The 20327-nt window shown below is 57.2% G+C and carries 17 protein-coding genes; 13 read left to right on the forward strand and 4 right to left on the reverse strand.

Annotated elements, in window-relative coordinates; all coding sequences use genetic code 11:
* Window positions 1-72 precede the first annotated feature (72 nt).
* The 4 genes from glyQ to ACWKV5_RS12830 all read left to right on the forward strand — a co-directional run bounded on the left by glyQ (window position 73) and on the right by ACWKV5_RS12830 (window position 4482).
* Window positions 73-1026: a glycine--tRNA ligase subunit alpha gene (glyQ, locus tag ACWKV5_RS12815; RefSeq protein ID WP_008155694.1), complete on the forward strand. Its 954-nt coding sequence runs from the start codon at window positions 73-75 to the stop codon at window positions 1024-1026.
* On the forward strand, window positions 1023-3077 hold the full coding sequence (gene glyS / locus ACWKV5_RS12820) for a glycine--tRNA ligase subunit beta (protein ID WP_483841539.1): 2055 nt from the start codon (window positions 1023-1025) through the stop codon (window positions 3075-3077). The genes glyQ and glyS overlap by 4 nt, the downstream gene beginning before the upstream one ends.
* A 4-nt stretch (window positions 3078-3081) precedes the next feature.
* On the forward strand, window positions 3082-3621 hold the full coding sequence (gene gmhB, locus ACWKV5_RS12825) for a D-glycero-beta-D-manno-heptose 1,7-bisphosphate 7-phosphatase (RefSeq protein ID WP_483841693.1): 540 nt from the start codon (window positions 3082-3084) through the stop codon (window positions 3619-3621).
* Between the two features lie 81 nt (window positions 3622-3702).
* On the forward strand, window positions 3703-4482 hold the full coding sequence (locus ACWKV5_RS12830; RefSeq protein WP_483841540.1) for a lysophospholipid acyltransferase family protein: 780 nt from the start codon (window positions 3703-3705) through the stop codon (window positions 4480-4482).
* A gap of 299 nt (window positions 4483-4781) precedes the next feature.
* Here ACWKV5_RS12830 and gyrB read toward each other — a convergent pair whose 3' ends face one another.
* Genes gyrB through dnaA form a run of 4 tightly spaced genes read right to left on the reverse strand, consistent with a single transcriptional unit; the run spans window position 4782 to window position 10992 of the window.
* Window positions 4782-7199: a DNA topoisomerase (ATP-hydrolyzing) subunit B gene (gene gyrB / locus ACWKV5_RS12835; RefSeq protein ID WP_483841541.1), complete on the reverse strand. Its 2418-nt coding sequence runs from the start codon at window positions 7197-7199 to the stop codon at window positions 4782-4784.
* Between the two features lie 5 nt (window positions 7200-7204).
* Entirely contained in the window at window positions 7205-8308 is a 1104-nt protein-coding gene (gene recF / locus ACWKV5_RS12840) for a DNA replication/repair protein RecF (RefSeq protein ID WP_008007898.1), read from the reverse strand.
* A gap of 17 nt (window positions 8309-8325) precedes the next feature.
* Complete coding sequence (gene dnaN / locus ACWKV5_RS12845) at window positions 8326-9429, reverse strand: DNA polymerase III subunit beta (protein WP_008155702.1); 1104 nt, start codon at window positions 9427-9429, stop codon at window positions 8326-8328.
* A 39-nt stretch (window positions 9430-9468) separates the two neighbouring features.
* A complete protein-coding gene (dnaA, locus tag ACWKV5_RS12850; RefSeq protein ID WP_483841542.1) occupies window positions 9469-10992 on the reverse strand; it encodes a chromosomal replication initiator protein DnaA in 1524 nt (507 codons plus the stop codon).
* 566 nt (window positions 10993-11558) lie between these two features.
* On the opposite strand from dnaA, the gene rpmH reads away from it, so the two are divergent.
* The 9 genes from rpmH to ACWKV5_RS12895 all read left to right on the forward strand — a co-directional run bounded on the left by rpmH (window position 11559) and on the right by ACWKV5_RS12895 (window position 20274).
* Complete coding sequence (gene rpmH, locus ACWKV5_RS12855) at window positions 11559-11693, forward strand: 50S ribosomal protein L34 (RefSeq protein ID WP_003213577.1); 135 nt, start codon at window positions 11559-11561, stop codon at window positions 11691-11693.
* Between the two features lie 16 nt (window positions 11694-11709).
* Window positions 11710-12111, forward strand: coding sequence for a ribonuclease P protein component (gene rnpA, locus ACWKV5_RS12860; RefSeq protein ID WP_027926203.1), 402 nt, complete (start codon window positions 11710-11712; stop codon window positions 12109-12111).
* Entirely contained in the window at window positions 12104-12349 is a 246-nt protein-coding gene (gene yidD / locus ACWKV5_RS12865; protein ID WP_077430980.1) for a membrane protein insertion efficiency factor YidD, read from the forward strand. Before rnpA ends, yidD begins: the two co-directional genes overlap by 8 nt.
* 2 nt (window positions 12350-12351) lie before the next feature.
* A complete protein-coding gene (yidC, locus tag ACWKV5_RS12870; protein WP_483841543.1) occupies window positions 12352-14037 on the forward strand; it encodes a membrane protein insertase YidC in 1686 nt (561 codons plus the stop codon).
* Window positions 14038-14116: 79 nt separating this feature from the next.
* Window positions 14117-15487, forward strand: a complete 1371-nt coding sequence (gene mnmE / locus ACWKV5_RS12875) for a tRNA uridine-5-carboxymethylaminomethyl(34) synthesis GTPase MnmE (RefSeq protein WP_483841544.1) — start codon at window positions 14117-14119, stop codon at window positions 15485-15487.
* 550 nt (window positions 15488-16037) lie between these two features.
* A complete protein-coding gene (gene mnmG, locus ACWKV5_RS12880) occupies window positions 16038-17936 on the forward strand; it encodes a tRNA uridine-5-carboxymethylaminomethyl(34) synthesis enzyme MnmG (RefSeq protein ID WP_483841545.1) in 1899 nt (632 codons plus the stop codon).
* Window positions 17933-18577 carry a 16S rRNA (guanine(527)-N(7))-methyltransferase RsmG gene (rsmG, locus tag ACWKV5_RS12885; protein ID WP_483841546.1) on the forward strand — a complete coding sequence of 215 codons (645 nt, stop codon included), beginning with the start codon at window positions 17933-17935 and terminating at the stop codon, window positions 18575-18577. Before mnmG ends, rsmG begins: the two co-directional genes overlap by 4 nt.
* 18 nt (window positions 18578-18595) lie before the next feature.
* Window positions 18596-19393, forward strand: a complete 798-nt coding sequence (locus ACWKV5_RS12890) for a ParA family protein (protein WP_027926208.1) — start codon at window positions 18596-18598, stop codon at window positions 19391-19393.
* Between the two features lie 8 nt (window positions 19394-19401).
* The gene (locus ACWKV5_RS12895) at window positions 19402-20274 is read left to right on the forward strand and encodes a ParB/RepB/Spo0J family partition protein (protein ID WP_008027541.1); all 873 of its coding nucleotides are present in this window, start codon (window positions 19402-19404) and stop codon (window positions 20272-20274) included.
* Window positions 20275-20327 lie beyond the last annotated feature (53 nt).

Below are 20327 nucleotides of genomic sequence, written 5' to 3' on the forward strand. Positions count from 1 at the left end.
GGGGGCGTGCGCAGCAATGAATCGGGTATACTCCCGCTCTTTAAATCGCAGCCCAAGAAACAGGTGAATTTCGTGAGCCAGCCTACGCCAGCCGTGCGTACCTTCCAAGACTTGATCCTCGCGCTCCAGCAATACTGGGCCGAGCAAGGTTGTGTGGTACTTCAGCCCTACGATATGGAAGTAGGCGCCGGCACTTTCCACACTGCCACATTCCTGCGTGCCATTGGCCCGGAAACCTGGAACGCCGCTTATGTGCAGCCCAGTCGTCGCCCGACTGACGGCCGCTACGGCGAAAACCCGAACCGTCTGCAGCACTACTACCAGTTCCAGGTGGTATTGAAGCCGAACCCGGACAACTTCCAGGAACTGTACCTGGGCTCCCTCAAGCACGTCGGCCTGGACCCATTGGTCCACGACATCCGCTTCGTCGAAGACAACTGGGAATCGCCGACCCTCGGCGCCTGGGGTCTGGGCTGGGAAGTCTGGCTCAATGGCATGGAAGTGACCCAGTTCACTTACTTCCAGCAAGCGGGCGGCATCGAGTGCTACCCGGTGACCGGCGAGATTACCTACGGTCTGGAGCGTCTGGCCATGTACCTGCAAGGCGTGGACTCGGTCTACGACCTGGTCTGGGCTGACGGCCCGATGGGCAAGGTGACCTACGGCGACGTGTTCCACCAGAACGAAGTGGAGCAGTCGACCTACAACTTCGAACACGCCAACGTCGAGAAGCTGTTCGAACTGTTCGACTTCTATGAAAGCGAAGCCAAGCGCCTGATCGAACTCGACCAGCCGCTGCCGTTGCCGAGCTACGAAATGGTGTTGAAGGCTTCCCATACTTTCAACCTGCTGGATGCGCGCCGGGCGATCTCGGTGACTGCGCGTCAGCAATACATTCTGCGTGTACGCACCCTGGCGCGTTCCGTTGCGCAAGCCTACCTGCTGGCTCGCGCCAAGCTGGGCTTCCCGATGGCGACCCCGGACCTGCGTGATGAAGTACTGGCCAAGCTGGAGGCTGCACAATGAGTGCTCTGGATTTTCTGGTTGAACTGGGCACTGAAGAACTGCCACCCAAAGCCCTGAACACCCTGGCCGAGGCGTTCCTCGCCGGTATCGACAAGGGCCTGCAAGCCGCCGGTCTGAACTACGAGACCAAAACCGTCTACGCCGCGCCGCGTCGCCTGGCCGTGCTGATCACGTCGCTGGCCACCCAGCAACCGGATCGCAGCATCAACCTCGATGGCCCGCCACGTCAGGCGGCGTTCGATGCCGAAGGCAACCCGACCCAGGCAGCACTGGGTTTTGCCAAGAAGTGCGGTGTCGAGCTGAGCGAAATCGATCAGAGCGGTCCGAAACTGCGTTACAGCCAAAGCATCGCCGGCAAGCCGACCGCGAGCCTGCTGCCGACCATCGTCGAAGATTCGCTGAACGACCTGCCGATCCCGAAACGCATGCGTTGGGGCGCTCGCAAGGAAGAATTCGTTCGTCCGACCCAATGGCTGGTGATGCTGCTCGGTGACGAAGTCATCGATTGCACCATCCTCGCCCAGAAGGCTGGCCGCGATTCCCGTGGTCACCGCTTCCATCACCCGGAAAACGTGCGCATCACCTCGCCGGCCAATTACCTGGCCGACTTGCGTGCCGCTTACGTCCTGGCCGATGCCAACGAACGTCGCGACATCATCAGCAAGCGCACCGAAGAACTGGCTACCCGTCAGGAAGGCACGGCGATTGTTCCGCCGGCGCTGCTCGACGAAGTAACCGCGCTGGTTGAGTGGCCAGTGCCGCTGGTGTGTTCGTTCGAAGAACGTTTCCTCGACGTGCCGCAAGAAGCGCTGATCACCACCATGCAGGACAACCAGAAGTATTTCTGCCTGCTGGATGCCGACGGCAAGTTGCTGCCACGTTTCATCACCGTGGCCAACATCGAAAGCAAAGACCCGCAGCAGATCATCGCCGGTAACGAGAAAGTGGTTCGCCCACGCCTGACCGACGCCGAGTTCTTCTTCAAGCAAGACAAGAAGCAGAAACTCGAAGACTTCAACCTGCGCCTGCAGAACGTGGTATTCCAGGAAAAACTCGGCAGCGTCTACGACAAGGCCGAGCGTGTTTCCAAACTCGCTGCGTTCATCGCACAACGCATTGGCGGCAACGCAGCCTGGGCGTCCCGTGCCGGCCTGCTGTCCAAGTGCGACCTGGCGACCGAAATGGTCGGTGAGTTCCCGGAGATGCAAGGTGTCGCCGGTTACTACTACGCCCTCAACGACGGCGAGCCGGAAGAAGTCGCTCTGGCGCTGAACGAGCAGTACATGCCGCGCGGTGCCGGTGCTGAACTGCCGACCACCTTGACCGGTGCAGCCGTGGCCATCGCCGACAAGCTCGACACACTGGTGGGCATTTTCGGTATCGGCATGCTGCCAACCGGTAGCAAAGACCCGTACGCCTTGCGCCGTGCTGCACTCGGTGTGCTGCGTATCCTGATCGACAAGAAGCTCGATCTGGACCTGAACGACGCCGTGGCTTTCGCCGTGAATGCGTTCGGTGCCAAGGTCAAGGCTGCCGGCCTCAACGACGCCGTGCTGGAGTTCATCTTCGACCGTCTGCGTGCCCGTTACGAAGACGAAGGCGTGGATGTCGCGACTTACCTGTCGGTGCGTGCCCTGAAGCCGGGTTCGGCACTGGACTTCGACCAGCGTGTTCAAGCGGTAGAAGCTTTCCGCAAATTGCCGGAAGCCGCGGCCCTCGCCGCCGTGAACAAGCGCGTATCGAACTTGCTGAGCAAGGTCGAAGGCTCCGTTCCGACGGTGGTTGAAGCCAAGTACTTCGACAATGCCAACGAGTTCTCCCTGTACTCGGCGATCCAGCAGGCGGACCAGGCTGTCCAGCCGATGGCCGCCGCGCGTCAGTACAGCGAATCGCTGGCACGCCTGGCCGCCTTGCGCGAGCCGGTGGATGCGTTCTTCGAAGCCGTGATGGTCAACGCAGAAGATGCCAAGGTCCGCGCCAACCGCTATGCCTTGCTGGCGCGTCTGCGTGGCCTGTTCCTCGGCGTCGCTGATATCTCGCTGCTGGGCTAAGGGGCTGCGTTTGAAACTGCTGATTCTCGATCGCGACGGGGTGATCAATTACGACTCCGACGCTTACATCAAGTCGGTGGAGGAGTGGATTCCACTTCCCGGTTCGATCGAAGCCATCGCGCAGTTGAGCAAGGCCGGCTGGACGGTAGCGGTCGCTACCAACCAGTCGGGCATCGCTCGCGGCTATTACGACATCGCCACCCTGGACGCCATGCACGAGCGCTTGCGCTCGCTGGTGGCGGAGCAGGGCGGTGAAGTCGGGCTGATCGTTTATTGCCCGCACGGGCCGGACGACGGCTGCGATTGCCGCAAGCCAAAACCCGGGATGCTGAAAACCATCGCCGAGCATTACAACGTGTCGCTGACCAATCTTTGGTTCGTCGGCGACAGCCTTGGTGACCTGGAAGCCGCCAAAGCCGTCGATTCTCAGCCAGTTTTGGTAAAGACCGGGAAAGGCGAAAAGACTTTGGGCAAGACCTTACCGGTAGGCACCTTGATTTTTGACGATCTGGCGGCGATTGCCGCAGAACTTATCCACAATTAGAGCGTTTCGAGATTCCTGACCAAGGATTGATCGGGATTGCGCTTTATATAGACGGGCAGAGCCCGCACGGTAAACGTCACCATGTCGATACTGCTGGCCATCAGAACGTTCCTCTTTTATCTGTTGCTGGGCACCAGCTCTTTGCTTTGGTGCAGCCTGAGCTTTTTCATCGCGCCTTTTTTGCCGTTCAAGGCGCGTTATCGCTTCATTAATGTGTACTGGTGCCGCTGCGCCTTGTGGCTGAGCAAAGTATTCCTGGGCATTAGCTATGAAGTGAAGGGCGCCGAGAACGTGCCTGACCAGCCCTGCGTGATTCAATCGAATCACCAGAGCACCTGGGAGACGTTCTTTCTCTCTGCTTACTTCGAACCGTTGAGCCAGGTGCTCAAGCGTTCATTGTTGTACGTGCCGTTCTTCGGCTGGGCCATGGCCATGCTGCGACCGATTGCCATCGACCGCGACAACCCGAAGGCCGCGCTCAAGCATGTGGCGAAGAAGGGCGATGAGCTGCTGAAGGATGGTGTCTGGGTGCTGATCTTCCCTGAGGGGACGCGCGTTCCTTTTGGCACCATCGGCAAGTTCTCACGCGGTGGCACCGCATTGGCCGTCAACGCCGAGCTTCCTGTACTGCCGATTGCGCACAATGCGGGCAAGTTCTGGCCTAAAACCGGTTGGGCAAAGAAGCAGGGGGTCATCACCGTAATCATCGGCGAACCGATGTACGCCGTGGGCAGCGGGCCTCGCGCCATCGCCGATCTGAACGACCGGGTACAAGCCTGGAACGAGCAGATGCAACGGGAAATGGGGTCGCTGCCAGCAGCCCCGACGGCACCGACTTCGACAGATCAAGTGGCTGTCTGAGATTCTGTGGATAACCTGTGTACCGTTTTCTCGAAAAACAGCGATAACGTTTTATAAGTTAATGATTTATATACATATTTCTTAAACACATAAAACGAAGGAAATGGTGCATAAGTTTTTTTCGGGCGTAAAAAAACCGGCTGATATAGCCGGTTTTTTTATGCCCAAAATTTGCAGTTTTCGACACTTTGTACTACGGGGAATGACGACCGAAATCCGGTCTGATCACATGCGAAATACAGACAATAAAAAAGGCCAACGCTGAGCGTTGGCCTTTTTGGTTTGGAGGGTTCGCTGGATCAGAAGTCCAGGTTGGAAACCGCCAGTGCGTTGCTTTCGATGAAGTCACGGCGAGGTTCGACCGCATCACCCATCAGGGTGTTGAAGATCTGGTCTGCGCCAATGGCGTCTTCGATGGTCACTTTAAGCATCCGGCGCTGTGCGGGGTCCATGGTGGTTTCCCACAGCTGATCCGGGTTCATCTCGCCCAGACCTTTGTATCGCTGGATGGTGTGACGCTTGGTGCTTTCAGCCATCAGCCATTCAAGGGCTTCCTTGAACTCGGTGACCGGCTTCTTGCGCTCGCCACGCTGGATGTACGCACCGTCGTCGAGCAGGGTGCTCAGTTGAGCGCCCAGCGAAACAACCGTGCGGTAATCGTTGCTGCCGAAGAAGTCGCGGTTGAAGGTGACGTAGTTCGACAGGCCGTGGGAGATCAGTTCGACCTCTGGCAGCCAGACGTTACGTTCACGGTCTTCACGCAGGCTGGCTTTGTAGACCAGGCCAGACTTCTCGACGGTGCGCAGGCGAACTTCGTACTGAGCCAGCCAATCCTGCATCGCTGCATGATCGGACAGTTGATCCATGCTCACCGCTGGCAGGTAGATGAAGTGCTCGGTCAGCTCCTGTGGGTACAGGCGCGACAGACGCTTGAGGGTCTTCATCACCAGACGGAAGTCATTCACCAGGCGCTCAAGCGCTTCACCGGAGATGCCTGGGGCTTCTTCGTTCAGGTGCAGGCTCGCGTCTTCCAGGGCCGACTGCGTCATGTACTCTTCCATGGCGTCGTCGTCTTTGATGTATTGCTCTTGCTTGCCTTTCTTGACCTTGTACAGCGGCGGCTGAGCGATGTAGATGTAGCCACGCTCGATCAGCTCTGGCAACTGACGGAAGAAGAAGGTCAGCAGCAGGGTACGGATGTGCGAACCGTCGACGTCAGCATCGGTCATGATGATGATGTTGTGATAACGCAGCTTGTCGATGTTGTACTCATCGCGACCGATGCCACAGCCCAGCGCGGTGATCAAGGTGCCAACTTCCTGCGAAGAGATCATCTTGTCGAAACGCGCCTTCTCGACGTTCAGGATCTTGCCCTTCAGCGGCAGGATGGCCTGGGTGCGGCGGTTGCGTCCCTGCTTGGCGGAGCCGCCAGCAGAGTCACCTTCCACGAGGTACAGTTCGGACAGGGCAGGATCTTTTTCCTGGCAGTCAGCCAGTTTGCCCGGCAAGCCGGCGATATCCAGCGCGCCTTTGCGACGGGTCATCTCACGGGCTTTACGCGCCGCTTCACGAGCACGTGCCGCGTCGATCATCTTGCCGACGACCAGTTTGGCTTCGTTCGGGTTTTCCAGCAGGAAGTCGGAGAAGTACTTGCCCATTTCCTGTTCGACCGCGGTCTTCACTTCGGAAGAAACCAGCTTGTCTTTGGTCTGGGAGCTGAACTTCGGATCCGGCACTTTTACCGAAATGATCGCGGTCAGGCCTTCACGGGCATCGTCACCGGTGGTGGCGACTTTGTGCTTCTTCGCCAGGCCTTCAGCTTCGATGTAGGTGTTCAGGTTACGCGTCAGTGCGGAACGGAAACCCACCAGGTGAGTACCGCCATCGCGCTGAGGAATGTTGTTGGTGAAGCACAACAGGTTCTCGTTGAAGCTGTCGTTCCACTGCAGGGCGATTTCCACGCCGATGCCGTCTTCACGCTGGATGTTGAAGTGGAACACCTGGTTGACCGCAGTCTTGTTGGTATTCAGGTATTCAACGAACGCACGCAGGCCGCCTTCGTACTTGAACAGCTCTTCCTTGCCGCTGCGCTCATCCTTGAGGACGATGCCGACACCGGAGTTGAGGAAGGACAGTTCACGAATCCGCTTGGCCAGGATGTCCCAGCTGAAGTGGATATTCTTGAAGGTATCTTCTGAAGGCTTGAAGTGAATCTGCGTGCCCGTGGTTTCGCTCTCGCCTACGATTTTCATCGGCTCTTGCGGAACACCGTGGACGTAAGTCTGTTCCCAGATCTTGCCGCTGCGGCGAACAGTCAGGATCAGTTCTTTGGACAGTGCGTTCACCACCGACACACCTACACCGTGCAGACCGCCGGATACTTTGTAGGAGTTGTCGTCGAACTTACCGCCGGCGTGCAGCACGGTCATGATGACCTCGGCTGCAGAAACGCCTTCTTCTTTGTGCACGTCTACCGGGATGCCACGGCCGTTGTCGCGAACGGTGATGGACTCATCCGGGTGAATGATGATGCTGATGTCATCGCAGTGGCCGGCGAGAGCTTCGTCGATCGAGTTATCGACCACTTCGAACACCATGTGGTGCAGACCGCTGCCATCGTCAGTGTCACCAATGTACATACCGGGACGTTTGCGTACGGCATCCAGGCCTTTCAGCACTTTAATGCTCGTTGAGTCGTACGTATTTTCTTCGCTCAATGCCTTCACTCCCGATGGTCGTGGGTCTGGGTGATACGGCCCTGTTCCACGTGGAACAAAGCGACTGGCGTTTCCGTCTGCCAGCCTTCCCTCAATAATTCGTGATCTACACAGGTGATAAAGACCTGGCAGCGTAAGTCTTCCAGCAAGCGGCAAAGCGCGCGTCGGTGGTGCTCGTCCAGTTCAGACGGCAGGTCATCCACCAGATAAATACACTGTCCGCGTCGGGCCTGGCTAACCAAGTGCCCTTGGGCAATCCTCAATGCACAGACCACCAACTTCTGCTGACCCCGAGACAAGATGTCCGCGGCGTTATGTGCGCCCAGTCTGAGACGCAAATCAGCGCGTTGTGGTCCGGCCTGGGTGTGACCCATTTGCTGGTCCCGTTGAAGGGACCCAGCGAGTACGGCACTCAGTTCGCGATCTTTATCCCAGCCTCGGTAATAGCTGAGGGTCAAGCCTTCAAGCTCGACCAATTCGCTCAAGGTCTGTTCAAAGACTGGTTTCAAGGCTTTGATGTAGGCGCGGCGGTATTCATCGATTTCAGCGCTGGCCTGGCACAGTTCCCTGTCCCAAACCGCTTGCGAAACGGCGTCAAGTGTACCATGTCGCAGCCAAGAGTTTCTCTGGCGCAGAGCCTTCTGCAAGCGCTGCCAGGTGGACATGAATCGCGGTTCCACATGGAAAACGCCCCAGTCGAGAAACTGTCGACGAATCTTCGGCGCGCCTTCCAGCAAACGAAAACTGTCAGGGTTGATCAGCTGTAGCGGCAGGATCTCCGCCAGTTGCGCCGCGCTGCGGGCGTTCTGACCGTCGATGCGGATCTGAAATTCACCCTGCCGATCGCGCGAGATGCCTAGCGCGCTGTGGCCACCCTCGGCCAATTCAACCTGGCCAAACACCGTGCACGCCAATTGCTCGTACTGGATGACCGGCAACAGACGGCTGCTACGGAACGAACGGGCAAGCCCCAGCAGATGAATGGCTTCCAGAACACTGGTTTTGCCGCTGCCGTTGGCGCCGTAAAGAATGTTTATTCGGGGGGAGGGGGAGAAGGTCACCGGGTGCAAATTGCGCACCGCGGTGACCGAGACGCGACTTAGCGACATCTAGCTTCTGCTGAACATTACAGACGCATCGGCATGACAACGTAAGCCGAGTCGTCGTTGTCGGATTCCTGCACCAGCGCACTGCTGTTGGAATCGGACAGGATCAGGCGAACTTGCTCGGTGGTCATCACGCCCAGTACGTCGAGCAGGTAGCTGACGTTGAAGCCGATTTCCAGATTGCCGCCGTTGTATTCAACGCCCACTTCTTCTTCCGCTTCTTCCTGCTCCGGGTTGTTCGCCTGGATTTTCAGCTGACCGTTAGCCAGTTGCAGTCGAATACCACGGTACTTCTCGTTGGACAGAATCGCGGTACGGCTGAAGGCTTCACGCAACGCCTGACGGTCGCCGAGTACCAGCTTGTCGCCACCTTTAGGCAGAACACGCTCGTAATCCGGGAATTTACCGTCGACCAGTTTCGAGGTGAACGTGAACTCGCCGGTGGTCGCGCGGATGTGGTGCTGGCCCAGGACGATGCTGACGATGCCGTCCGGCTCGGTCAGCAGGCGCGCCAGCTCAAGGATGCCCTTGCGCGGAACAATGACCTGATGGCGATCCGGCTGACCGATATCGGCCTTCATCGAGCACATGGCCAGACGGTGACCGTCGGTGGCCACGGCGCGGATGATGCCTTCGGAAACTTCCAGCAGCATGCCGTTCAGGTAATAACGAACGTCCTGCTGAGCCATGGCGAAGCTGGTGCGCTCGATCAGACGACGAAGTTTGCTTTGTTCCAGACTACAGGTCAGCGAGCCCGGGCCTTCTTCCACTGTGGGGAAATCGTTGGCCGGCAGGGTCGACAGGGTGAAGCGGCTACGACCAGCCTTCACCACCAGCTTCTGCTCGTCGACCTTGATGTCGATCAGCGCATCGTTCGGCAGGCTCTTGCAGATGTCCATCAGCTTGCGCGCAGGCACAGTGATGGAACCTGGGTCTGCCGGCTCTTCAAGTTGCACACGACCGACCAGCTCGACTTCCAGGTCGGTACCGGTCAGCGACAATTGCTGGCCTTCGACAACCAGCAGCACGTTGGAGAGCACCGGCAAGGTCTGTCGGCGCTCAACGACGCCTGCGACCAGTTGCAGGGGTTTCAACAGGGCTTCGCGTTGAATGGTGAAATGCATGGTCTAGTCCCTTGCCTTAATAAGCTGCGCTGGTGTTCATCAAGTGGTCAGTGTACGCAGCAGGTTCTTGTAGTCCTCGCGGATGTCCGCGTCGGATTCCTTAAGCTCGTTGATCTTGCGACAGGCGTGCAAAACAGTCGTGTGGTCGCGGCCGCCAAACACATCGCCGATTTCCGGCAGGCTGTGGTTAGTCAACTCTTTGGACAATGCCATTGCAACCTGACGCGGACGTGCAACCGAACGTGAACGACGTTTGGACAGCAGGTCGGAGATCTTGATCTTGTAGTACTCGGCGACGGTGCGCTGAATGTTATCCACAGAGACCAGTTTGTCTTGCAGCGCCAACAAGTCTTTCAGGGATTCGCGAATCAGCTCGATGGTGATGTCACGGCCCATGAAGTGCGAGTGGGCGATCACGCGTTTCAGCGCGCCTTCCAGCTCACGGACGTTGGAGCGAATACGCTGGGCAATGAAGAACGCCGCGTCATGTGGCAGATCGACTTTGGCCTGGTCGGCCTTTTTCATCAAGATCGCCACGCGGGTTTCAAGCTCCGGCGGCTCGACGGCAACCGTCAGGCCCCAGCCGAAGCGGGATTTCAAACGCTCTTCAAGGCCTTCGATTTCCTTCGGGTAGCGGTCACTGGTGAGAATGACCTGCTGGCCACCTTCAAGCAGGGCGTTGAAGGTGTGGAAAAACTCTTCCTGCGAACGTTCCTTGCGGGCAAAGAATTGAATGTCATCGATGAGCAACGCATCCACCGAACGGTAGAAGCGCTTGAACTCGTTGATGGCATTCAGTTGCAGCGCCTTGACCATGTCGGCCACGAAACGCTCCGAATGCAGGTAAACGACCTTGGCATTCGGGTTCTTCTTTAATAGGTGGTTACCCACAGCGTGCATCAAGTGGGTTTTACCCAAGCCGACGCCACCATAAAGGAAGAGCGGGTTGTAACCGTGCTTGGGATTGTCCGCCACCTGCCAGGCCGCGGCCCGGGCCAGTTGGTTCGACTTACCTTCGACGAAGTTTTCGAAAGTGAAGGTGCGGTTCAGGTAACTGGTGTGCTTGAGCGCGCCTTCGACCTGCACCGTGCGTTGCTCGGAGCGAACCGGAGCTTGCTGCGAGCTGGCGCCGGCCATCGGGTCGAAGCTGTCGCGAGACGGCTCTTCATTGATCTCGACCACTTTTTGCGTCGCACGCTTGGTCGGTGCGCTGGCAGTCGGCGCTGGCGCCGGTGCACTGACAGGTGGTTGAGCAGCCTGCGCCTGAGAAGCAGCAGCAGCCAACGGTGCATTCGGCGCAGCTCGCGGTGCCGAACTGCGTTTGCTGCCTATTAATAAGGACAGCACCGGCGCCATGCCGTTGCCATGCTCATCCAGCAGTTCGAGAACGCGGCCCAGGTACTTTTCGTTGACCCAGTCGAGAACAAAGCGGTTCGGTGCGTAGACACGCAACTCGTCGCCTTCGGCTTCGACCTGTAGTGGACGGATCCAAGTGTTGAATTGTTGGGCAGGCAGCTCTTCGCGCAAAAGCTCCACGCACTGCTGCCAAAGTTCCACTGACACGGATATCCCCTAAGTTGAAAGCCGGTGAGGCAAAAACAAGCGGCCATTGTAGCGACCAGTCGCTGACTTATCCACACGTAGGTGGAGCACTGAACAAGAAGAATCAATGTTTTATACGCAAAAAAGACGACCAGCGGTCTGTGCATAAGCTCTGTGGATAACCGGGTCTAAGGTCGTTGCACAAGTAGGGGGGAAACTCGGTGGATAACCAGCCTGTGGATAACAAGCCCTTTCACACACAGGTTATCCGACAGCGCAGCACAGGCTGCCCCCTGTTTTCCACGGTAGTTGTCATTCTCTGTACAGCCCGTAGTACAAGGCCTGAAGGTAGTTATCCACAGATGATCGCCTGCCTAGCTTTTATAAGCTTTACAGAAAAGCTTTAAATAATTCCTTTCTTATTTCTATTTCTAACGAGGGGTTAATCACGAACAAAACCCCTGGAGATCTATTTATAAGGAAACGCTGGTTGGAAATTGACCTAGAGGCTTGCTTTCTCTAGAATCCCCGGTCTCTTAAAACGGGGGCCATTCCGGCCCGTTGTGGACGAACCAGGTAACACGACAATGAAACGTACTTTCCAACCAAGCACTATCAAACGCGCTCGTACCCACGGTTTCCGTGCTCGCATGGCTACCAAGAACGGTCGTGCCGTTCTGTCGCGTCGTCGCGCCAAAGGTCGTGCGCGTCTGGCAGTTTGATAAGCCGGCACTGGAGGTGAGTCAGGACTTCAGTCGGGAAAAGCGTCTGCTTACTCCCCGGCATTTCAAGGCAGTCTTTGACTCCCCTACCGGCAAGGTTCCGGGGAAAAATCTCCTGCTCCTTGCGCGCAACAACGATCTTGATCACCCCCGTCTCGGGTTGGTTATCGGGAAAAAGAGCGTAAAGCTCTCCGTCGAGCGCAATCGCCTCAAACGTCTGATGCGCGAATCGTTCCGTCTGCACCAGGATTCACTGGTGGGCTGGGACATCGTTATCGTCGCGCGCAAAGGTTTGGGTGACGTAGAAAACCCCGAATTGATTCAGCATTTCGGCAAGCTCTGGAAGCGTCTGGCACGCAGCACGCCAGTACCAGCAGTCAAAACCGAAACTGTAGGGGTAGACAGTCCCGATGCGTAAACTGGCACTCGTTCCGATCCAGTTTTATCGCTATGCCATTAGTCCCCTGATGGCCAACCACTGTCGCTTCTACCCCAGTTGTTCCTGCTACGCGTTAGAGGCCATAGAAAATCATGGTCTTCTGCGCGGTGGCTGGCTGGCCTTTCGTCGTTTAGGTCGCTGTCATCCGTGGAATCCCGGTGGTTATGACCCGGTTCCACCTATCCCTACCTCCCGTTCTTCTTCGATGGCCGAGTAATCATGGATATCAAACGCACGATCCTGATCGTCGCCCTGGCAATCGTGTCCTACGTTATGGTTCTTAAATGGAACCAGGACTATGGCCAGGCTGCCCTGCCGACTCAGAATGTTGCTTCCAGTACTACCGCACCGGGCCTACCGGATTCGGCTACTGGCAATAATGCTTCTGTCAGTGACGACATTCCACGCGCCGCAAGCGATACCAGTGCCACTGCACCTGCTGAAACTCCAGTAGCTGCAAGCAAAGACCTCATCCAGATCAAAACGGATGTGCTCAACCTGGCCATCGATCCACAAGGTGGTGATGTTGCCCAGCTGACGCTGCCGCTGTATCCACGTCGCCAGGACCATCCGGAAATCCCGTTCCAGTTGTTCGATAACGGCAACGAGCGGACTTATCTGGCTCAAAGCGGTTTGATCGGCACTGATGGTCCGGACGCAAGTCCTGCCGGTCGTCCGGTTTATTCCTCGGAGAAGAAGGTTTATCAACTGGCTGACGGTCAGGACCAATTGGTCGTAGACCTGAAGTTCAGCAAGGACGGCGTCAACTACATCAAGCGTTTCACCCTGAAACGCGGCCTGTATGACGTAACCGTTTCCTACTTGATCGACAACGAAAGCGCCAAGCCTTGGTCGGGTGCGATGTTCGCCCAGCTGAAGCGTGACGCTAGCTCCGATCCTTCTTCCAGCACTGCCACCGGCACCGCGACTTACCTGGGCGCCGCCCTGTGGACAAGTAACGAGCCGTACAAGAAAGTGTCGATGAAGGACATGGACAAGGCTCAGCTGAAAGAAACCGTCAACGGTGGTTGGGTTGCCTGGTTGCAACACTACTTCGTGACCGCGTGGATTCCGGCGAAGGGCGAAAACAATGTCGTCCAGACCCGTAAAGACAGCAAAGGCAACTACATCATCGGCTATACCGCCCCGGCATTGACTGTCGCGCCAGGTGCCAAAGCTGAAGTCAGCGCTGTTCTGTACGCCGGCCCGAAAAGCCAGGCTGTGCTGAAACAGTTGTCCCCAGGTCTGGAACTGACCGTCGACTACGGCATCCTGTGGTTCATTGCCCAGCCAATCTTCTGGTTGCTGCAACATATCCACGCCATCGTCGGTAACTGGGGCTGGTCGATCATTTTCCTGACAATGCTGATCAAGGGTTTGTTCTTCCCTCTGTCGGCCGCCAGCTACAAATCCATGGCACGCATGCGTGCAGTGGCCCCGAAACTGGCCGCGCTGAAAGAGCAACATGGCGATGACCGGCAGAAAATGTCGCAAGCCATGATGGAGCTGTACAAGAAAGAGAAGATCAATCCGCTGGGTGGTTGCTTGCCAATCCTCGTGCAGATGCCGGTTTTCCTTTCGCTGTACTGGGTTCTGCTGGAAAGCGTTGAAATGCGCCAAGCGCCGTTCATGCTGTGGATTACTGACCTGTCGATCAAGGATCCGTTCTTCATTCTGCCGATCATCATGGGTGCAACCATGTTCATCCAGCAGCAGTTGAACCCGACTCCTCCGGATCCGATGCAGGCCAAGGTGATGAAGCTGATGCCAATCATCTTCACCTTCTTCTTCCTGTGGTTCCCGGCTGGTCTGGTGCTGTACTGGGTAGTGAACAACTGCTTGTCCATCACTCAACAGTGGTACATCACTCGTAAAATCGAACGGGCTACCAAAGCAGCCGCTTGATTTACACTGTGGATAACCACTCAAAACGCCCCCTAGTGGGGCGTTTTGCTATCTGTCACTTTTGTCTGGATACCGGTTTATGAGCGTTCCTCGTGAAACCATCGCAGCCGTCGCCACCGCTCAAGGTCGCGGTGGCGTGGGCATCGTCCGCATTTCCGGCCCGTTGGCGAGCCTTGCGGCCAAAGCCATCAGCGGTCGGGAATTGAAACCGCGGTTTGCCCATTACGGCCCGTTCCTCAGTGCAAACGAAGAGGTGCTGGACGAAGGCATTGCGCTGTATTTCCCGGGACCGAACTCCTTCACCGGCGAAGACGTGCTGGAACTGCAGGGCCATGGCGGGCCGATTGTTCTGGATATGTTGCTCAAACGTTGTCTGGAACTTGGCTGTCGTCTCGCCCGTCCCGGTGAATTTAGCGAGCGCGCCTTCCTCAATGACAAACTCGACCTGGCTCAGGCTGAAGCCATTGCCGACTTGATCGAGGCGAGTTCTGCACAAGCGGCTCGAAATGCGCTGCGTTCCTTGCAGGGCGCATTTTCCCAGCGTGTGCATAACCTCACCGAGCAACTGATCGGCCTGCGCATCTATGTCGAAGCAGCCATCGACTTTCCGGAGGAAGAAATCGACTTCCTTGCCGATGGTCATGTATTGGCCATGCTCGACAAAGTACGCGATGAATTATCCGCCGTGCTTCGTGAAGCCGGGCAAGGCGCCTTGCTGCGTGACGGCATGACCGTGGTGATTGCCGGTCGGCCGAACGCCGGTAAATCCAGCCTGTTGAATGCCTTGGCGGGTCGGGAAGCCGCAATCGTGACCGAGATTGCCGGCACAACCCGCGACATTCTTCGCGAACATATTCACATTGATGGCATGCCGCTGCACGTGGTTGATACCGCTGGTCTGCGAGATACCGACGATCACGTGGAAAAAATCGGCGTAGAACGCGCACTCAAAGCCATCGGCGAGGCGGATCGCGTGTTGCTGGTCGTCGATGCAACGGCGCCTGAAGCGCTGGACCCCTTCGCGTTGTGGCCGGAATTCCTCGAAATCCGCCCGGATCCAGCGAAGGTCACGTTGATTCGTAACAAGGCTGATCTGACGGGCGAAGCCATTGCCCTGGAAGTCAGTGAAGATGGTCATGTCACCATCAGCCTGAGTGCCAAGTCTGCAGGCGATGGCCTGGAGTTACTGCGCGACCACCTCAAGGCCTGCATGGGTTACGAACAGACGTCGGAAAGCAGCTTCAGCGCACGCAGGCGTCACCTTGAGGCCCTGCGTCATGCCAGTGCATCCCTTGAGCATGGCCGGGCGCAGTTGACCCTGGCCGGTGCCGGCGAGCTGTTGGCCGAGGATTTGCGGCAGGCGCAGCACTCGCTGGGTGAAATCACCGGTGCATTCAGCTCCGATGACCTGTTGGGACGAATCTTTTCCAGCTTCTGCATCGGTAAATAACCCCTCCGTTGTCCACAGACAGGCCATTCGCGCCTGTCTGTCCCCTCTTTTTTTAAAATCTTCCCTCAGTGCCGAGCAGATAATTTCTGGTTGAGCGGTTTTCCTTCGCCCGGAATTAACCCGATGAGCGCTTTTTTGTGGATTAAGCCCTGTGAATAACTGCCACTAAGGGCAGTTGATAACAGGGCCTGAAAACTGAAGATAACCGCCTCTGTGGATAACCACCTCTTTAATCCACAGGCTTAAACCGGTTATCCAAGGGTCTCTTTGCCACATGACCACAGGGTTTTGAATCTATGTACACGTCGAAAATAAAGGCCTGTAGCAATCTATCCACAGAAATGAGCCTCAGTAGAAATAAACATAAAAACAAAGATTTAATAAATTTCTCTCTTTTTAATTTCTATAACCCCGACTTCTCCACAGCTGGTTAAATTTTGTGCAAAGGGTTCTTTAGGAAGGGCGAAGTCCCTATACTTGTCGACCAGGTCCAGAAACCTGAGCTCAAACTATTCCTGATTACCTAACTGAAGCAGGCACGAGGTGCGTGGTGGATTTCCCTTCCCGTTTTGAAGTGATCGTCATCGGCGGCGGTCATGCCGGTACCGAGGCAGCACTGGCCTCAGCACGCATGGGTGCGAAAACCCTGTTGCTGACGCATAACGTGGAAACCCTCGGAGCAATGAGTTGCAACCCCGCCATTGGTGGGATCGGTAAAAGCCATCTGGTTAAAGAAATCGACGCCCTTGGCGGCGCGATGGCCATGGCTACCGACAAAGGTGGTATTCAATTTCGCGTGTTGAACAGCCGCAAAGGCCCGGCCGTGCGTGCAACTCGCGCTCAGGCAGACCGGGTTCTGTACAAGGCCGCTGTCCGCGAAGCATTGGAAAACCAGCCGAACCTGTGGATATTTCAACAAGCCGCTGACGACCTGATCGTCGAGCAGGAACAAGTGCGTGGTGTTGTTACCCAAATGGGTCTGCGTTTCCTCGCTGATTCCGTGGTGTTGACCACTGGCACATTCCTCGGTGGACTTATCCACATCGGTTTGCAGAATTTCTCCGGCGGTCGCGCCGGTGATCCGCCATCAATCGCTCTGGCTCACCGTCTGCGTGAATTGCCACTGCGTGTGGGTCGTTTGAAAACCGGTACTCCGCCGCGTATCGACGGCCGGTCTGTGGATTTCTCGGTGATGACCGAGCAAGCGGGCGATACGCCGATCCCGGTAATGTCGTTCATGGGGTCCAAAGAGCAGCATCCGAAACAGGTCAGCTGCTGGATTACCCACACCAACGCCCGTACCCACGAAATCATTGCAGCGAACCTCGACCGTTCGCCGATGTATTCCGCTGCCGGCGAAATCGAAGGCATCGGCCCGCGTTACTGCCCGTCGATCGAAGACAAGATCCACCGCTTTGCCGACAAGGAAAGCCATCAGGTCTTTATCGAACCGGAAGGCTTGACCACCAACGAGCTGTACCCGAACGGGATATCCACATCCCTGCCGTTCGATGTGCAATTGCAGATCGTGCAATCGATCCGAGGCATGGAAAACGCCCACATCGTGCGGCCGGGCTACGCCATCGAATACGACTATTTCGATCCGCGTGATCTGAAGTACAGCCTGGAAACCAAAGTCATTGGCGGGCTGTTTTTCGCCGGGCAAATCAACGGCACCACCGGTTACGAAGAAGCCGGCGCCCAGGGTTTGCTGGCCGGCGCCAACGCTGCGCTGCGCGCCCAGGGCAAAGACGCCTGGTGTCCGCGTCGCGACGAAGCGTACATCGGCGTATTGGTCGACGACCTGATTACGCTCGGAACCCAAGAGCCGTACCGGATGTTCACGTCCCGTGCCGAGTACCGTCTGATCCTGCGCGAAGACAACGCCGACCTGCGTTTGACCGAAAAAGGTCGCGAACTGGGTCTGGTCGATGACGCGCGTTGGGCGGCGTTCTGCAAGAAGCGCGAAAGCATCGAGCTGGAAGAGCAACGCCTGAAAAGTACCTGGGTTCGCCCGGGCACCGAGCAGGGCGATGCGATTTCCGAGAAGTTCGGTACGCCGCTGACCCACGAATACAATTTGCTCAACCTGCTGAGCCGTCCGGAAATCGACTACGCTGGTCTGATTGCCGTGACTGGTGGGGGCGCAGAAGATCCACAAGTCGCCGAACAGGTCGAAATCAAGACCAAGTACGCCGGTTACATCGACCGTCAACAGGATGAAATCGCACGCCTGCGGGCCAGCGAAGACACCAAACTGCCTGTGGATATCGATTACACGAATATTTCCGGACTCTCCAAAGAGATCCAGAGCAAGCTCGGCGCGACCCGGCCTGAAACTCTGGGCCAGGCGTCACGTATCCCGGGCGTCACCCCGGCAGCCATTTCGCTGTTGATGATTCATTTGAAAAAACGCGGCGCGGGCCGTCAGTTGGAGCAAAGCGCTTGAGTTCGTTGGTCACCTCGCAACACGCCGAAGAGTTATCCACAGGTGCTCGCCAGCTCGGTGTCACCCTGACAGAAACCCAGCACGCGCAGCTGCTGGGTTATCTGGCCCTGTTGATCAAATGGAACAAGGCCTACAACCTGACCGCCGTGCGCGATCCGGACGAAATGGTCTCTCGCCACCTGCTCGATAGTTTGAGCGTGATGTCGTTCATCGAAAACGGTCGCTGGCTGGACGTTGGCAGCGGTGGCGGCATGCCGGGCATTCCGTTGGCCATCCTGTTTCCCGAGTCCCAAGTGACTTGCCTGGACAGCAACGGCAAGAAAACCCGCTTCCTGACCCAGGTCAAACTCGAACTCAAACTGGATAACCTGCAAGTTATCCACAGCCGCGTTGAAACTTTCCACCCTGCACAGCCATTCAACGGGATTGTTTCCCGGGCGTTCAGCAGCATGGAGAACTTCAGTAACTGGACTCGCCACCTCGGCGATGCCGATACTCGCTGGCTGGCAATGAAGGGCGTTCATCCGGCCGATGAGCTGGTAGCATTGCCGGCAGACTTCCACCTCGATAGCGAACACGCCCTGGCCGTACCTGGTTGCCAAGGCCAACGCCATCTGCTGATACTGCGCCGCACGGCATGATTGGGAACACAAGCAAGAATGGCTAAGGTATTCGCGATTGCGAACCAAAAGGGTGGTGTGGGTAAAACCACCACCTGCATCAACCTCGCAGCTTCCCTGGTCGCTACCAAGCGTCGGGTGCTGCTGATCGATCTCGATCCACAGGGCAACGCCACCATGGGTAGCGGTGTGGATAAACACGGTCTGGAAAACTCGGTCTACGACCTGCTGATCGGCGAATGCGACCTGGCCCAGGCCATGCACTACTCCGAGCACGGTGGTTACCAGCTGTTGCCGGCCAACCGCGACCTGACCGCGGCCGAAGTGGTTCTGCTGGAAATGCAGATGAAGGAAAGCCGCCTGCGCAGTGCATTGGCGCCGATCCGTGAAAACTACGATTACATTTTGATCGACTGCCCACCGTCGTTGTCGATGCTCACGCTGAACGCACTGGTGGCCGCCGATGGGGTGATTATCCCCATGCAGTGCGAGTACTTCGCGCTCGAAGGTCTGAGCGACCTTGTGGATAACATCAAGCGCATCGCCGAATTGCTGAACCCGAATCTGAAAGTCGAAGGCCTGTTGCGGACCATGTACGACCCGCGCCTGAGCCTGATGAACGATGTGTCTGCCCAGCTCAAGGAACACTTCGGCGAGCAGCTCTACGACACCGTGATTCCGCGCAATATTCGCCTGGCCGAAGCGCCAAGTTATGGCATGCCGGCGTTGGCGTACGACAAGACATCCCGGGGCGCCATTGCCTACCTGGCCTTGGCAGGCGAAATGGTTCGCCGTCAGCGCAAAAATTCACGCACCGCCGCCGCTCAGGCAACTTAAGGAATCCCATGGCCGTCAAGAAACGAGGTCTCGGACGAGGACTGGATGCACTGCTGAGTGGTCCGACTGTCAGCTCGCTGGAAGAACAAGCGGTGCAAGCTGACCAGCGTGAGCTGCAGCACCTGCCCCTGGACCTGATCCAGCGCGGCAAGTACCAACCCCGCCGGGACATGGATCCTCAGGCGCTGGAAGAGTTGGCGCAGTCGATCAAGGCCCAGGGTGTGATGCAGCCGATCGTGGTTCGTCCGATCGGCAGCGGTCGCTTCGAAATCATTGCCGGTGAGCGCCGTTGGCGTGCCAGCCAGCAGGCTGGCCAGGAAACCATCCCGGCGATGGTTCGCGATGTACCGGATGAAACGGCCATCGCCATGGCGCTGATCGAGAACATCCAGCGCGAAGACCTCAATCCGATCGAAGAAGCCGTTGCGTTGCAGCGTTTGCAGCAGGAATTTCAGCTGACTCAGCAACAGGTTGCGGAAGCGGTGGGCAAATCCCGCGTGACTGTGGCCAACCTGCTACGCTTGATCGCGTTGCCGGAAGTTATCAAAACCATGCTGTCGCACGGTGACCTGGAAATGGGTCATGCGCGTGCTTTGCTCGGTTTGCCGGAGAATCAACAGGTAGAAGGGGCGCGACATGTTGTCGCACGGGGGCTGACGGTGCGCCAAACTGAGGCACTGGTTCGCCAGTGGTTGAGTGGCAAACAGGAGCCTGCCGAACCGGTGAAACCGGACCCTGATATAGCCCGACTTGAACAGCGCCTGGCCGAGCGCCTAGGCTCTGCGGTGCAGATTCGCCACGGTAAGAAGGGGAAAGGGCAGTTGGTCATTGGTTACAACTCCCTCGACGAACTGCAAGGTGTGCTTGCACACATTCGTTGAAACATTTCCTCATGTAGCGTGCAGTCGGAAATCACTACCTGACAGTTGAATAG

Source organism: Pseudomonas oplopanacis, from assembly GCF_057128725.1.

What these genes read in the sequence shown, in the direction of transcription:
- glyS (WP_483841539.1), top strand. Translation starts at nt 1,023, where the DNA reads ATGAGTGCTCTGGATTTTCTGGTTGAACTGGGCACTGAAGAACTGCCA.
- ACWKV5_RS12830 (WP_483841540.1), top strand. Translation starts at nt 3,703, where the DNA reads ATGTCGATACTGCTGGCCATCAGAACGTTCCTCTTTTATCTGTTGCTG.
- recF (WP_008007898.1), bottom strand. Translation starts at nt 8,308, where the DNA reads ATGTCGCTAAGTCGCGTCTCGGTCACCGCGGTGCGCAATTTGCACCCG.
- dnaN (WP_008155702.1), bottom strand. Translation starts at nt 9,429, where the DNA reads ATGCATTTCACCATTCAACGCGAAGCCCTGTTGAAACCCCTGCAACTG.
- rpmH (WP_003213577.1), top strand. Translation starts at nt 11,559, where the DNA reads ATGAAACGTACTTTCCAACCAAGCACTATCAAACGCGCTCGTACCCAC.
- yidD (WP_077430980.1), top strand. Translation starts at nt 12,104, where the DNA reads ATGCGTAAACTGGCACTCGTTCCGATCCAGTTTTATCGCTATGCCATT.
- yidC (WP_483841543.1), top strand. Translation starts at nt 12,352, where the DNA reads ATGGATATCAAACGCACGATCCTGATCGTCGCCCTGGCAATCGTGTCC.
- mnmE (WP_483841544.1), top strand. Translation starts at nt 14,117, where the DNA reads ATGAGCGTTCCTCGTGAAACCATCGCAGCCGTCGCCACCGCTCAAGGT.
- ACWKV5_RS12890 (WP_027926208.1), top strand. Translation starts at nt 18,596, where the DNA reads ATGGCTAAGGTATTCGCGATTGCGAACCAAAAGGGTGGTGTGGGTAAA.
- ACWKV5_RS12895 (WP_008027541.1), top strand. Translation starts at nt 19,402, where the DNA reads ATGGCCGTCAAGAAACGAGGTCTCGGACGAGGACTGGATGCACTGCTG.